Origin of the sequence: Microcystis sp. LE19-10.1B, assembly GCF_027530565.1 — a bacterium.
Lineage (GTDB): Bacteria > Cyanobacteriota > Cyanobacteriia > Cyanobacteriales > Microcystaceae > Microcystis > Microcystis aeruginosa.
This window is the reverse complement of record NZ_JAPZQM010000692.1, coordinates 1-14,632: the sequence shown is the minus strand read 5'-3', so window position 1 is coordinate 14,632 and position 14,632 is coordinate 1. Positions and strand designations below refer to the sequence as shown.

Genomic DNA, 14,632 nt, shown 5'->3' with positions numbered 1-14,632 from the left:
CAAGCTTTTCTGGTCGGAACCCCCTAAGCCGAGTTTTCAAGGTGCTGCGCCGTCCACTTGGTTTTCGAGACTGGCCTTTTAATTCTAACGTAAAGCCAACCTAGAACGGCGGGGTTTCAGACCCAAAATTTCCGATGAACAATCATCTCTAGATGAAACTATTCGTAATATCACAGGAACTTAGGCTGATTCAAGCACAAACTTGAAAGAAATGCTTTAAAGTTCATTTTTGCCGTTATTTTGAGGTAATGCCGACTTTATCTTCAAATGTCTTGAACTCTTTTCTAACCTTGTTAATCTGTCAAATATCGTCATTTTTAAGGAGAATCAACCATGTCTATCGAATGTCCCACCTGTGGCTATGAAGGAAACCCCCCAGACGCTGAATTTTGCGAAACCTGTGGTGCAGAATTAGGAAATACTCTCCCCGTCACTCCGATTTCATCTCCTTCTTCCTCATTTACTCCTCCTACACAGGGAATACCGACCCCTCCATCTCTCACTCCTCCTACACAAGTAATACCGACCCCTCAACCTCTCACTCCTCCTACACAAGTAATACCGACCCCTCAAGTAATGACAGCACCGATGCAGATGACATCTCCTTCTCCCATAGGTGCAATGGCCACTGCGCGTTTAATTCCTCTGTTTAATGCACCCACTGCCGAATTTAAAATTTATAATAGCGCAGTGATTGGTATTTTTACACCGGGGAATCCAGTAGAAATTGATTTAGATTCATGTGCTAATAGTGATAAAGTGTCCCAACATCATGCTGAGATTACCTATGAAAATGGGGTTTGGATGATTAAAGATAGTTCGACTAATGGGACTTATATTAAAACATTAGGACAGGAAAAATTGGGCGCAAGAATTATGTCACCAACTCCCATTAATTCACGGGATACGATTGCTTCAGTGGTTTTTATCTTCGCTTTAAAGCAGCAAATAGAATCTGTAAATCAGGAACTACAATTAATGACTGAATTAACTCTACCAGATGGGTTGGACAAAATAGTTAATGATCTGGCTCAGGATCAAAAGATTGATAAAACAAAAAGTAAAAAGGCAATTATTAAACTTTTTAAGTTACAAAAAAGCTTATCTAAGCAAAAAGAAATAAACTGGAAACAGTTAATTGAAGATTATCAAACAGGAAAAAAAATAAAACCAACAGGTATTGTAGGAATAAAATCAGATAGTCAGACTAGAGAGGCTATAATCAAGGATATTAAAGTAAGTCTAGGGCTATCAACTCCTTCCTCTCCCTCTCCATCACCTTCTCTATCATCTTCTGTATCTCCATCCCCCTCTGTATCCCCATCACCCACTGTAGATACGAATTGGCAAACTAATGTCAAATCCTTAAACGCTATAGTTGAAGATAACGCTCATGATGATTCAGAAAAAGGAAAAAGAAAAGGGCTTATTGTTGAAATCTTAGATTTTCCAAAAGATACTCCTTAATGAGGATATAATCAAACAGGAGAACTCCCAACAGTTAAAAGAAAAAATTAAAGCTTTTCAGAAACAACAGTTTCATGAATGGAACACTTATGATGGTCTGATGTCAGAAGGTGGTGATACATATAAAAAACTCAATTCACTGGTATCTTCGATACCATCTAATCCCCCATAATCTCGACCTGAAATAGATGGTCTAGGTCCCTAAGTGGGTGTTGTGCTATCCTCTTATGAAAAACTAGATATACTGTAGGGACGCAAGTGTTGTGCGTCCTATAAATTAGCGTTTGATTGAGGAAAATCAAAGTCTATCTGCACTTAATCTTATTATCAATTAGACGGGAGAAAATCAATTCAAATTCGGTATTCAGCAAAAAGAACCATCAAAGTTATATATAACATTTCCCAATCTCATGAGGTACAGTCAATTAGTTGAAAAGCTAGTTCTGTATAGCTTTTACTTCCGACTTCCAACCTCATAATTCTGACTTCTGCTATAATGATTTTAACTATCTTCAAATAGCTTAATCTTATGACTTCCTATCAAACTCAGATAACCCTTGATAACTCTCAGCAAATCCTTCTCTCTAATTTACCCTTCAAAGAAGGAACAAAGCTGAATATTAATATTGAGGTTGTTGAACAAGATATAGCTGAATCTTCTTCCGATTTTGAAACGGTTTTAGAAAATACTCAAGGAATATGGACAAAAGGAGATGGGTTAGAATATCAACAGAAAATTCGAGAGGAATGGTCATGAAAAAACTGATAGATTCTTGTATTCTGATTGACCATTTTAATGGAGTTTCAGCAGCAACCAGCTATCTTAAAAAACATAAAAACGATGCTTGTATTTCTATCATTACTAAAGCAGAAGTCTTGATTGGATTTGAGGATGAAACCACCTTTCATCAAGCTCAACAAGTTTTATCCTACTTTCACCTAATAGAATTAGATCAAACTATCATCGATTTAGTTATCCAACTTCGTCGTGAACAAATCAGAAAAAAGTTGAACAAACTCCCCCATCAAAAGATCATACAATGGAAATTACCCGACGCAATTCAAGCAGCAATCGCCCTTCATTATAACCTTAAATTAGTCACTCACAATACTAAAGATTTCGACTTAACTGAACATCCCTTTGTTGAAGTTCCCTATACAGTTTAACCTAGTTTTTAAGATAGTAAAGTATCGTTCTAACATTAACTCATTTTGTGTCATGACTTGATCCTCATTAACTTTCTTTAGTCTATCCCATTTATCGAAGTTAAATGCGATCGCTGATCCAGCTTCGCCTAAATTTTATCTCAACTATAATAAAATTGTATTATTTAACCGCTCCCCTGCATAACTTCCCCCCTATCCTACGATAAAAGAATAGATAGAGACCCATTTTAGGGTGAGGTGATCGCTATTAACGGTACATAAATACTAAGCAATAATCCTTACTTTTGACAAAAAATCATGAGTACTATTGAGATTCACGAATTTAGTACAGGAGTTAAAGTACAATCTTCACAAGTTGGTACACAAGTTTTGTGGTGGGTGGAAGATTACACCGAAGAAGACTTTATGAATTGTACCTTAGAGCCGATTCCCGATGTGGTTTATCAAGCCATTGATGAGGAATTATTAAAAATTCCTTGCTTTCCTCAAAACGTGCCTGAAAAAGAAAAATTTGTTATAATCGGTCGAGAAGTTAAAAATAAAAAAGAGGCTTGGTCAATCATTGCTGTTATTAGTAAAGGGAAAGATCGCAACAGAGAAGAAGTATTATTATATCGTTATTTTATAGCGCAAGGATCAGGAAAATTAACGAATTTATTGGCATGGTTTAATACTAATAACAAGCCAACTTTCGACCCTTTTGATCAAAAAGATACCAGAAAAACCCACTTGTATGATGATTCTAATACCCGTCATAATGATGCTTTAAAACTGCCGCAATTTCAAGCATTATTACAAGAAAAAAATCCTTGTTTAGTGATTCCTCGTGATCTAAAGTGTACGGTTATTATGATCAATCAACTGGCAGAAAGAAGAAAAAATAAAAACAAATTAACCGCATGGGCCTATCAGATTGAAGAAATTTATAAACCCCAAACCTTTCAAGCGATTTATCCTCTAAACTCTGATGCTGAAAATTATCTTAGGAAAAAAGTTTCTCAAAGGTTTAAACCTAAAATTTTTAATAATTTATTGGGTTTTCTTAGTGATTTTTATCAACTAATCACCCATCCTATTAAAGTACCGCTCCTTCTTTTGGTGGGTATGTTTTTCGTTGGTGGAACTCTGATTTCTTTCCCAGCTTGTTTTGTTTTATTTGCGGTTTTTTCCTGGTCTATTGTATTTATTATTGGCATCTTAATCATGTTTTCGCTAGGCTTTTATTTAGGAGGTAGTTCCTAAATAAAATATAGCGGTTCTCGCATCTGTGCGGCACACTTAAACCTTTGCTGATTAAGCTGTTCAGGATCGGGAATGTACCTCTTGTGAATCAGAAACGCTATAAGAGATATTGTCAACTTTATTCCCTTGCAAAACTAAACCTCTTGCACAATTAATTTTTGATGGTTCAAAAACGGCAAAAATAAGGATTAAATTGCCTAAAATCTGTCAAGAGATCATGGAATTGATTATTATTCATTCTTAATTATCCTGACTACTGACTACTGACTACTGGCTACTTACTCCTAACAACAATTTTTGATTTTTACAAGAGGTCTATTAATAATCCGCCAAAAGTGAGAGCCTAAAAACGGGTATGGTGTCATAATGTGTTGTTTTCCTGATTGTCTGAAGATTGAACGCGAAAGGGAGGCGCGACATAATCGGAAGGTAAATAATTTTCGGGAATGGTTGTTGTATTTCCATCTCGTAGGGAGGTGTAACTGGGAGAGAGAATCTCAATCCCAGCTTCATTACACTTGTCTTGAATATTTTGATGGAGTTCTGAATAAATTATTACCATCAAATTGGGTTGGTTAGTGTAAGCGTTTAATTGATAACTGATGTAAAAATTATCTAAGCTAGTTTGCAGGACAAAAGGTGCGGGTTCTTTGAGAATATGCTCAGTTTCTAGAGCAGCTTCAATTAAGGTTTTGTGGGCTTTTCGCCAGGGCAGATCATACCCCAGGGTAATCGTTGTCTGAATAATTAGATTTCTGTTTAACTCCCGCGAGGAAATACTAAAGTTAATCACATTACTACTTAATAAAGATGAGTTAGGAATAGTAATGATTTTATTAGTGGGAGTACAAATGCGGATGACTAGGAAGTTTTTTTCAATTAGATCGCCAATTACATCTCCTACTTGAATGTGATCTCCGATGCGAAAGGCACGGGTATAAATAAGAATAATTCCCCCAATAACATTGGCGATTGCCGAAGTAGAACCAAGGGATAAAAGAAGACCAAGAAAAACAGAAACACCTCGGAAAGCAGGGGAATCAAAACCGGGCAAATAGGGAAAAGCAACTATTGCTGCTATGGCAATAATTATGACTAATAGGATATTGTAAGTCGGTTTAGCCCAATCAGTATAAAAACCAGGAATAACCAGATTTCCTCTTTCTATTGCTGTAAAAAAGGGCTTGATTAGCCCGATTAAGTAGTAAGTGATAAAAATGATTATGGCAATAATAAAGGCATTGGGAAGATATTGGCCAATAGAGGATAAAACCAGTTCTAATGATTGATAAAAATAGCCTAAAATACTCTCACCAAAAACTCTTGTCCAGGGAAATAAACGAAGTACAAATGTAGCATAATTAAATAATAATAAAAAGAGAACAAGTAAGCGAATTATCCGAAGAACTCGCAGCCAAAAAAAGCTTATATTAGAGGAAGATATGATCTCAACATTCCCGATTTGAATGCCTGGCGTCAAGGATTCAATCAAACGTCTAATAAAGGGAAATAGCTTCCCTGAAGTTTTGATAACTGCAAAGCTAATAATCAGGAAGGCAAAGCTGGCTATAACCGTATAAATGATGTTCTTAAGTAGTTGTTCGGGTTTTCGATCTTGGCGATATTGAGCGATAGCAACCTGAATTTTTTGTAAAGCTTGTTGAGCTAAAACCTTCGGCGTTGAACGATAGGCTTTTGCATCTCGCTCCGTCACCGTTAGAATTACTTCTTGATCTACACTTAAATAAAGTGAGTTATCATCAGGAATCTGCTTAATTGTCAGGTTCTCAACAGGAATAGAATCATTTTGAGCAATTCTTTCAATTCTCCGGGTAATAGCGTTAGCTCTCTCCTCCGCCGAAAATGAAGAAACTCCACGCCGGATAAAAAAGAGAGTTTTTCCATCTAACATAACTGGAAAGCCGTCAATTTTATTTTCCAGTTGTGTCGGATTTTGAGCTATTCCCAAAAGAGGAGAGGTGAGAGTCAGTAGTAAAACTACGATAAATATTACCAAAGTATGTCCAATTTTTTTCATCCATCTTCTAGTTCTAGATGGTTTACTTGGCATTAAAGATATTTGATTAATATCGAAAAATGGTACAGATTTCATAGGATTAAGTCAGATTTTTTTGGGTGTATTCGGGTAAGATTTAGGCATTACTGTCCTCGATGAGGTACAGATATACTAGGTTGAGACAGGAGTGGAAAAATTGCCAACACCAAAACTCTGTAAGGGTTGCCAATATTTAGGAAATTTAAGCGAGTTTTTCCTCAACATCTGTTAGTGATGGAAATGGGAACCAGATAATTTTGACTGATAATGAGACTGAGATTGAAAAAATGCGATCGCTGAATGAATATCCCGCAACAACAGATCCGCCATATCGCGACTAAATCCCTCCTTGATCACCACCCGCTGCACAGTTAAATCTTGGCGATTTTTGGGCATTGTATAGGCAGGAACTAACCAACCCCGCTCGCGCAATTTATCGGCTAAATCGAATAAACTATAATTAGTTTGATCGCTAATTGTCTCCTTTAATTTCCAAGCAAAAACTGGAATAGTGCTGCCATCGGTAATCAATTCAAACGGCCCCATCTTAGCGATTTCCCCCGATAAATACAAGGCCGTATCTCGACAGGCTTGATGAATTTGTCGATAACCCTCTTTGCCCAAGAGTAAAAAATTATAATATTGAGCGACTACTTGATTGCCGGGACGAGAAAAATTGAGAGCAAAATTAGGCAGATAACCGCCTAAATAATTACAATGAAAGATTAATTCTTCTGGCAATTCTTGCCGATCTCGCCAGATAATCCAACCGACACCGGGATAGACTAAACCGTATTTATGTCCAGGAGCATTAATCGATTTAACCCATTTGAGGCGAAAATCCCAGACTAAATCGGGATCAAGAAAAGGGGCAATAAAACCACCACTAGCACCATCGACGTGCAGGGGAACTTGCCAGCCGGTTTCTCTGTTCAATTTTTCTAGAACATCATTAATTTCTTGGACGGGTTCGTAACTACCATCAAAGGTACTACCCATAATGGCAATTACCCCGATCGTATTCTCATCAATTAGTTTAATTGCTTCCGTCGCCTCGAGGTGAAAACGATTCCCTTCCATCGGCACAAAACGCGGTTCTACCTCCCAATAACGACAGAATTTTTCCCAACAAACCTGCACATTAATGCCCATGACTAAATTAGGTTTATCGGTGGGTTTACCCTCTTTTTGTCGGCGATAGCGCCGCTGCCATTTTAAAGCCATGCCTCCCAACATCGCCGCTTCACTGGAACCAATGGTAGAACAACTGGTTGCCGCTGCGCCTTTGGGAGCATTCCAGAGTCTAGCGATCATATTCACACAACGCAATTCAATTTCGGCGGTTTGTGGGTATTCATCCTTGTCGATCATGTTTTTATCGAAGGTTTCCGCCATTAATTGTTTGGCTTCCAGTTCCATCCAAGGGTGACAAAAGTAGCCAAATTCAGGCGAGAATTACCATCAAGGGCGAGTTCATCCCAGATTAAATTATAGGCCACCGCCGGCGGCATTTCTCCCTCGGGAATCTCGTATTTAGGTACGGCGGAAGTCAGGGCGCGGGAAGCATAGGTGGGGGTAATTAGTGTCTCTTCTGGACCTAGGCGATCGAGATTAATTTTCTGATGAACCATAACTTCCTTAATAAAATATCTTTTTTGCTTAGAGTAAATTACCAATCATCCCAAAAATAATAGCAATAATCAAGACGGATAAAGAATAGGAAAGCATCCCGTAGGTTGCTACCAGCCGCCGCATTGCCGTACTATTAATACTTGTATCGGAGGTTTGATAACAAGCCGCCATACAAAAACCTTGATAGAGAAATTCCCTCCAATTAGGTCGATCGCAATCGGGAAAAACTAGGCCTTTACCATCATGATAGTAGCGTACTGCATATTCTTGGCTGTAGATCAATTGTATGGCTAACCAAGCACTAATAATACCCAAAAAACCACAGGCAAAATGAACGATGGCGTGTTCGGAAGCGATCAGATAAATTAATAGTCCGAAACTGCCGATCGTATAAAATAGGGATTCCAGAAATGCCCCCCGATGATTGGGAGATTTTAATAGTTCTAGCTGCCAGGGGGCAAGGCAAGAAATTCTGTAAGCTAGCCACATAATTGCCACTATCAAAGCGAAAAGAAAAGCTAAAACCAGTCGCAGAGTAATAGTCACCGGCAGCATTAAGACAATCAGAGCGACAATTATTTGACAGAGCCAGCGAATTTGAGTATAGCAGGGTTTTCTAGCGGTTTTTTTGACCATAGATCAAAGCAGAATTATCCCTAACTATTCTCTCATAAAAATCTGCGGGGTAAATTATGCGATCGCTGCTTGTAATTCCGGGCAACTGTACCAACTCCAAGGCCCGTCTAAAACTGGTTTGATATTCAGTTCTTCACGCCATTGATCTAAGGGTTTTTCTAATCCTTCTTCCCACTTGATCGGGAATAGAGGTTGGGCCTGGCGACCGATGGTAATTCCCCGAGAAATTAAATCGAATTTGTAACCGAGAGTTTTATTTAAATCGGCATCACTTTCTACCTCACTTAACAGAGTATCACTGGTAAAAAAAGTCATCAGTAAAGAGAGGATATCGATGAGGAGAAAAGTAGGATAACGAGTTTGAGCGACCGTGACAGAAATTACTCCCAATTCTCCAAGAGTATCTAAACTAAACCCGGTGAGAATGTGATGGATATCGTGGGTTTTATCAATGCGAAAACCAATATAGTCGGCATCGGAATCAAATTGCTCGCGTTGGGGATAAAATTGCGGATCATAGCCCAAAGTGTGCATAATTGTGCCGTAAGTCCAACCGAGAGAACCTTTCGGCATTTTTAACATTGCTTCGAGATCGTAGGGTTTGCCGATGTATCTTTCTTGCACTAATTGAGCGGAAGCTGGTTCTTGCAGAACTGCTTTTACACATAACTCCATCGGGCGACTATTGACCAATCGGCGCTCGATTTCCCAGACATTAGCCGTTTCTTGGCCAGCGCCGGCCGCTAGATCGACAAATTCCAGAAATCGATGCAAATTTTCGGGTGTGGCTAATTGATTGATGTATCTGTAACTCATGGAATTCTCCTCATCGGTAGATAAATTTACAGGCTGCTTAGAACAAGTGTATTAATAGCGCAGGGGGCCACCGTAACCACCGTATAAACCGACCCCGCGGGTACCGGCCCCCACCCCGTAAAAGCCAGGACCGACACCACCACCAACACCAATCCAATCGATAAATAGGGAAGTTGCCCCGCCGGTTTTAGGTAGAGTCCCTTCGATTAGCTTGTAGCTATAAATCAAGTCCTTGCCATCGATGACGGGATTGCTAATCTCGACGACAATTATGGTATTGTCTTGACGGCCAGGTTCATAGACCGAGAGGGTAGCATTGGGGGGATCGTTGGCAAAATTATCTTTTCCCGCCCTAGCTGTCCACTCATCCATGTAGGCTGCCATGGTCAGATTACCAGCAATCCGGTTTGGGCGATCGGAAAAGTATAATGTCTGTTTGTTGACATTCACCAGGCGAATTGTTTTTGCGACGGGATCTACCTTAAGATCTTCTGCCGTTTGCACGAACATTAACTGCACTTTTTCTTGAGCAGGAGTAGTCTGGGCTACAGAAATATTGGGCATCCCCCAGCTATTGATTGCCATGGCCGCTACTCCCAGAAAAAGTGTATAACGAAAACGCTTCAGGGATTTGGTCAATTGCTCAGAATTTCTCATGATTGCTCTCCTTAATACCCAGTTTAAATATACAACAGCTTATTTGATATTTCCAGTAATTTTCTTAGCTAACTATAGCGTTTCTGATTCACAAGAGGTACATTCCCGATCCTGAACAGCTTAATCAGCAAAGGTTTAAGTGTGCCGCATAGATGCGAGAACCGCTATATTTAGACTAATTAGTAATTGGCTATGATGGTAGTTTCGGAACGATCTGATCGACAAAAATATTAATCAAACCTGTCACCATAAATTGTACTCCGATCGCCGCTACAAATAGGCCCATAACTCGCTGAGTAATACTCAAGCCAATATCTCCTAAAAGTCTTTGTAACCATTGGCCAGCCGCGAGGATGAGAAAGACTAAAAAACTGACTAAAATTGTCATCAAAATCAGTTCAATGCCCGTACCACTACCTAGCCTTGATTCGGCTTCACTGGCATAAAGAATAACGTTAGCAATAACCCCAAGACCCACTAATAAAGGCATAGCCATAGGAATAACAATCTGCCGATAAACTGACTTAGCTTCGCTGAGATAATCCCCGCCTTGCTCATTAATTAAAAGCTCTTTTGTCCCTGCCCCAGAACCGTTAACAATGTTGATACCGATAATCAACAAAAGCACGCCACCAGCTAGGCGAAAAGAGTCTAAGGTGACGCCAAAGAATTTTAGCATTGCCGTTCCGATAAACATAAAAATCAATAACAAACACAAGACAGTTAACGAGACAAATAGAGCCACGAGTCGTTGTACTTCTTTACGTTCGCGAGCGGTGTAACTAATAAAAATCGGCAGCATTCCCAGAGGATTTAAGAGGGCGAATAAAGTGATGGCAAAGTTTCTCAAAAAAGACCATTCCATAGGACAAAGTTGCTAATTTAAGCTCAATTTTTTTGCTTTTAACCGAGGGATAGTCTAGATAAAGCTACCAGTATCGCAAGTCCCCTTTTCTACTGCCTGGCCATGATAATTTTCAGACGTTCCTCCGGGTCGATCAGGTGGTCATGATTGTCCGTACCCAGATCCAATTGAACCCAGCCGATCTTGCCGGTGAAACGACTGGTTTTCGAGGTATATTCCGCCGCCACGGGGGTACCAGATTCGTAGCCGATATCCGTGGTTTCGTCGGCGGAGAAAATAAAAGCCTGAGTTCGTTCTACCCGACCCGTACCCACTGGTTGACCGTCGTAGTAGAGGGTGACATTTCCCCCCCGTCCTAAACCACCACCATCGTAGGCAAACTCCATCCGTACCTGATGCTTGCCAGCCTGGATCGTCTCCGTCGCCTCGGTGACAAAACTTTCAATCCCCAGCACGTTATAGACGAACTTGGCTTTTCCATCGTGGCTATAGACACTCCAACCACCGAAGCGGCCGCCTTGGGCGATAATCACCCCGTCCGCGCCTTCCGGGGGAATTTCCAGTTCCGCCGTTACCGAGAAGGATTTATTTTTGATGTTGATGACGCTATTTTCAGACAAACGCCCCATCCCGGCAAAGAATAATTGCGAGTTTCCCCGCACGAGGGTAGGCCGGCCAGCGGTGGCGGGATCGACCCGTTCCACTTGGCGATCGTCTAGGGGCAGTACATTATATTTAACCGCCTCGATCAGAAATTGTCGCTGTAGTTCGTGCAGTTTCTCTGGCATTTCCTGGCAGAGATCCCGAGCTTGCGTCCAATCCGTACTGCCGTCGTATAGTTCCCAGATATCATCGTCGAAAGGAACCATCGTCTGTCCAGTCATCACCCACGGGGTGCGGTGCTTGGTAATCGCGCTCCAACCCTTGTAATAGATGCCCCGATTGCCAAACATCTCGAAATACTGCACATCATGACGTTCGGGGGCGGCTGCGTCGTTAAAGGTATAAACCATACTCGTACCCTCGTAGGGACTTTGTAGGACACCGTTAACCATCGTCGGTTCGGGAATGCCTACCACTTCCAACACCGTCGGGGCCACATCAATGACGTGACAGAATTGGTGACGAATCCCACCTTTTTCCTGGATGAGTTTGGGGTAACGAACAATCGTACCGTTGCGGGTGCCGCCCCAGTGGGAAGCGACCTGTTTCGTCCACTTATAGGGGCTACTCATCGCCCAGGCCCAACCGACCGCGTAGTGATTATAGGAATCGGGCGCACCGAAGTCATCTAGTTTCGAGAGGAGAAATTCCGGGGTTTCTAGACTCGCTAACCCGTTAAAGTTGGCCATCTCGTTAAACGCGCCCTGAAGCGTTCCCTCGGCGGAGGCACCGTTATCACCGACGATGACGTAAATTAGCGTATCGTCGAGGATTTCTAGCTTTTCTAAGGCTTGAATCACTCGTCCCACCTGATCATCGGTATGTTCCAGAAAGGCGGCGTACACCTCCATCTGGCGCTCTAATACCGGCTTCAGGCGCTCGTCCATGTCATCCCATGGGGGAATTTCGGCGTGACGGGGGGTGAGTTCGGCATTTTGGGGAATTACGCCCAGTTCTTTCTGTCGGGCAAAGGTGATCTCACGCTGGCGATCCCAACCGTGAGCGAATTGGCCTCGATACTTGTCGATCCACTCCTTCGGGACGTGGTGGGGGGCGTGGGTTGCGCCAGGGGCGAAGTAGGCAAAGAAAGGCTTATTGGGGGCGAGAGCTTTTTGTTGACTAATCCAAGCGATCGCTCGATCGGCCAGATCCTCGGTCAGGTGATAGCCTTCCTCCGGAGTTTTCGGCGGTTCGATCGGGGTTGTTCCCTCGTACAGTGCCGGCTCCCACTGGTTATTTTCGCCACCGATAAAGCCGTAGAAATACTCGAATCCACCCCCGCCAGAGGGCCAAGCGTCAAAGGGACCGATCGGGCTGGTTTGCCAAACCGGTACTTCGTGGCATTTACCGAACTGCGCCGTGGAATAGCCGTTTAGCTTCAGGGTTAAGGCAAGGGGGGCTTTGGTGTTGGGACGGACGGAACTCTGTCCAGGGGCGGAGGTGGCGGTTTCGGTGATGTTGCCCATGCCGACCGAGTGATGATTCCTTCCAGAGAGCAAAGCCGCACGACTGGGAGAACAGAGGGCAGTGGTATGAAAACGGGTGTATTTTAACCCAGCCGCCGCTAATCGCTCGAAAGTGGGCGTATTGCAGGGACCACCGAAGGCACTGGCGGCTCCAAAACCCACGTCATCGAGCAGCACGATCAGCACGTTGGGTGCGCCAGCCGGCGGTCGGATATCTCGAATCGGGGGATAGTGGGTGTCGGGATTCTTGGCGTCGTAGGTGGTTAGACCGAAGGGGGTCAAGTCGGGAATCGGTAGAATTTGGCGTTGGATCGGTTTGTCTTGGGTCATCTTGAGGGCTCCTTTTAACCTTTTAAATTTGCGATCGAGAGGTGAAAATCGGAAAAATCGGCTATTTCGTTGACAACGGCAATACATGATCGCATTTTTAAAGTTTAATCAATAAGATGACGGCGTTGCCGAAGGCACTGCGTTCTCGAAGAGCGGCGAAGCCTAGCAGACCACACTAATTTGATTTTCTGAGCCAATTGATTAAAAGATTTTTAATGCGTATTAGTCTTTCTGGTGAGATATTTCCTAAACGGGCATTGATTACAGATGATTCGACACTTGTTAATCGTCCTAGCCGAATTAAAGAAGCCACTTTAAGTCCAGTAGTAATATAGTCAGAATCTGAGGTATTAATAATTTCGTCAAATCCTAAAGTAGCTTGATGGAGACGAGAAGAAATTAAAGCAAGTAATAAATCACGATGGCGACTTGGTGAAATAGCAAAAATAATTAAAGCTGGACGTAGTTTTCCTGATTGCAAGTCTGCTTGAGGAAAACGAATTAGAACAATATCACCTGGTTTCATAGTTGATAAATTTCTTGAGCATCTGCTAGGGAATATTCAATTTCATCTTCTTCTTTAAAAAATTGCTCTAATGCAAATTTTTGCCAGTCTTCATCTTGCCAATTAGTATATTCTGAAATGTTGTTTGGCTCAGGGGAAATTAATCGGGTAAAGTTGGCAATTTTTTCAACAATGTGATCGGGTAATCGGTTAATCTGTTGGTGAAGTTCTTCACGAATTGTAGCAGACATAAGTGGCTCTTCGTTACTTGGTATGATTCGATCAGGGGGCATAAATCGACTAAATCCTTATCCGGCAAGAGACTTAATTGATTAGCTCGTTCTAGATCGAAAACAATTGGGAACAATCGAAGCAATGTCTTTCTATATAAGGGTTTCATCCCTTATAACCCCCCTCCATTGCATAACACAAACCGAAGAACCACATAAGTTAAATTATTTGATTAAGGTGTAGAATTGATGGTATTAATTATAACTCAGATATTGGGTGGTAATTTGGGAAAAAGGTAATGTTGGGTTTCGTCACCTCAACTTAACCTACAAGATCGCTTCTCCTCCTCTCCAAAAGCGATCGCCCCTCCTCCTCATCAAAAAGCGATCGCCCTTTGCGTTCCTATCCCAAGCGGCAGCTTTAAAGTTTAACCAACAAGATGACAGCGAATAACAATCAATTTGGTGTGTTACATTTATAATATAGATATTTCAAGTAAAAATCATTTCACCAACAGATCATGCTTAATTCTATTAACGCATTATTTGACGGAAAGGTCTTTCATCCAGAGCAACCCGTTACATTGAAGGCTAATACTCGTGTCCGCATTATTGTTGATAACTTATCGGATGAAAATAATGAACTCATTTCTTTTTTAGAGACAGCAGAATCATTACAACTAGACGGCCTCTCAGATTGGTCAGAAAATCTAGATAAATATTTATATGGCGAAGAAAAAGAGCATGAACCCTGAGAAATTTGGCTCTTCGGGAATTGTTATGCAAATAATTAACTTAAAATAAAATTCGATGAGAGCGCCTACGCTCAAAAGTAGCTGAAATCCATATAGGGAAGGACTTAAGGCATCAACAGGTTAATACCAAAAGATAGACAATCGA

Annotated in this window: 16 protein-coding genes; 6 read left to right on the top strand and 10 right to left on the bottom strand. The window is 41.5% G+C overall.

The window, feature by feature from the left end; all coding sequences use genetic code 11:
• Nucleotides 1-333 precede the first annotated feature (333 nt).
• The 4 genes from O9332_RS24740 (at nt 334) to O9332_RS24725 (ending at nt 3,876) form a co-directional block, all read left to right on the top strand.
• Entirely contained in the window at nt 334-1,467 is a 1,134-nt protein-coding gene (locus O9332_RS24740; RefSeq protein WP_004159376.1) for a double zinc ribbon and FHA domain-containing protein, read from the top strand.
• A 529-nt stretch (nt 1,468-1,996) separates the two neighbouring features.
• Nucleotides 1,997-2,224, top strand: a complete 228-nt coding sequence (locus O9332_RS24735) for a hypothetical protein (protein ID WP_004159378.1) — start codon at nt 1,997-1,999, stop codon at nt 2,222-2,224.
• Nucleotides 2,221-2,634: a PIN domain-containing protein gene (locus tag O9332_RS24730; protein ID WP_004159379.1), complete on the top strand. Its 414-nt coding sequence runs from the start codon at nt 2,221-2,223 to the stop codon at nt 2,632-2,634. Before O9332_RS24735 ends, O9332_RS24730 begins: the two co-directional genes overlap by 4 nt.
• 297 nt (nt 2,635-2,931) lie before the next feature.
• A complete protein-coding gene (locus O9332_RS24725) occupies nt 2,932-3,876 on the top strand; it encodes a hypothetical protein (protein WP_288027774.1) in 945 nt (314 codons plus the stop codon).
• 361 nt (nt 3,877-4,237) lie between these two features.
• Here the strand turns inward: O9332_RS24725 and O9332_RS24720 are convergent, their stop codons facing one another.
• The 10 genes from O9332_RS24720 to O9332_RS24675 form a co-directional block, all read right to left on the bottom strand.
• On the bottom strand, nt 4,238-5,989 hold the full coding sequence (locus tag O9332_RS24720; protein WP_288027773.1) for a mechanosensitive ion channel family protein: 1,752 nt from the start codon (nt 5,987-5,989) through the stop codon (nt 4,238-4,240).
• A gap of 171 nt (nt 5,990-6,160) precedes the next feature.
• Nucleotides 6,161-7,351 carry a glutamate decarboxylase gene (gene gad, locus O9332_RS24715; RefSeq protein WP_288027771.1) on the bottom strand — a complete coding sequence of 397 codons (1,191 nt, stop codon included), beginning with the start codon at nt 7,349-7,351 and terminating at the stop codon, nt 6,161-6,163.
• Complete coding sequence (locus O9332_RS24710) at nt 7,327-7,563, bottom strand: hypothetical protein (protein WP_288027769.1); 237 nt, start codon at nt 7,561-7,563, stop codon at nt 7,327-7,329. The genes gad and O9332_RS24710 overlap by 25 nt, the downstream gene beginning before the upstream one ends.
• A gap of 28 nt (nt 7,564-7,591) precedes the next feature.
• Nucleotides 7,592-8,200: a DUF1345 domain-containing protein gene (locus O9332_RS24705; RefSeq protein WP_288027768.1), complete on the bottom strand. Its 609-nt coding sequence runs from the start codon at nt 8,198-8,200 to the stop codon at nt 7,592-7,594.
• Nucleotides 8,201-8,254: 54 nt separating this feature from the next.
• On the bottom strand, nt 8,255-9,016 hold the full coding sequence (locus O9332_RS24700; RefSeq protein ID WP_002760903.1) for a Coq4 family protein: 762 nt from the start codon (nt 9,014-9,016) through the stop codon (nt 8,255-8,257).
• Between the two features lie 51 nt (nt 9,017-9,067).
• Nucleotides 9,068-9,673 carry a hypothetical protein gene (locus tag O9332_RS24695; RefSeq protein ID WP_002760901.1) on the bottom strand — a complete coding sequence of 202 codons (606 nt, stop codon included), beginning with the start codon at nt 9,671-9,673 and terminating at the stop codon, nt 9,068-9,070.
• A 190-nt stretch (nt 9,674-9,863) separates the two neighbouring features.
• Complete coding sequence (locus tag O9332_RS24690) at nt 9,864-10,538, bottom strand: MarC family protein (protein WP_002760900.1); 675 nt, start codon at nt 10,536-10,538, stop codon at nt 9,864-9,866.
• 89 nt (nt 10,539-10,627) lie between these two features.
• Complete coding sequence (locus O9332_RS24685; protein WP_002760899.1) at nt 10,628-12,997, bottom strand: arylsulfatase; 2,370 nt, start codon at nt 12,995-12,997, stop codon at nt 10,628-10,630.
• Between the two features lie 175 nt (nt 12,998-13,172).
• Entirely contained in the window at nt 13,173-13,523 is a 351-nt protein-coding gene (locus O9332_RS24680; RefSeq protein ID WP_288027765.1) for a type II toxin-antitoxin system PemK/MazF family toxin, read from the bottom strand.
• Complete coding sequence (locus O9332_RS24675; RefSeq protein ID WP_002760897.1) at nt 13,520-13,753, bottom strand: hypothetical protein; 234 nt, start codon at nt 13,751-13,753, stop codon at nt 13,520-13,522. Before O9332_RS24675 ends, O9332_RS24680 begins: the two co-directional genes overlap by 4 nt.
• Before the next feature lie 256 nt (nt 13,754-14,009).
• Between O9332_RS24675 and O9332_RS24670 the strand changes: the two genes are divergently transcribed.
• Together O9332_RS24670 and O9332_RS24665 are read left to right on the top strand one after the other, a co-directional pair.
• Entirely contained in the window at nt 14,010-14,186 is a 177-nt protein-coding gene (locus O9332_RS24670) for a hypothetical protein (RefSeq protein WP_155120358.1), read from the top strand.
• A 67-nt stretch (nt 14,187-14,253) separates the two neighbouring features.
• Complete coding sequence (locus tag O9332_RS24665; RefSeq protein ID WP_002757450.1) at nt 14,254-14,487, top strand: hypothetical protein; 234 nt, start codon at nt 14,254-14,256, stop codon at nt 14,485-14,487.
• Nucleotides 14,488-14,632: the final 145 nt, after the last annotated feature.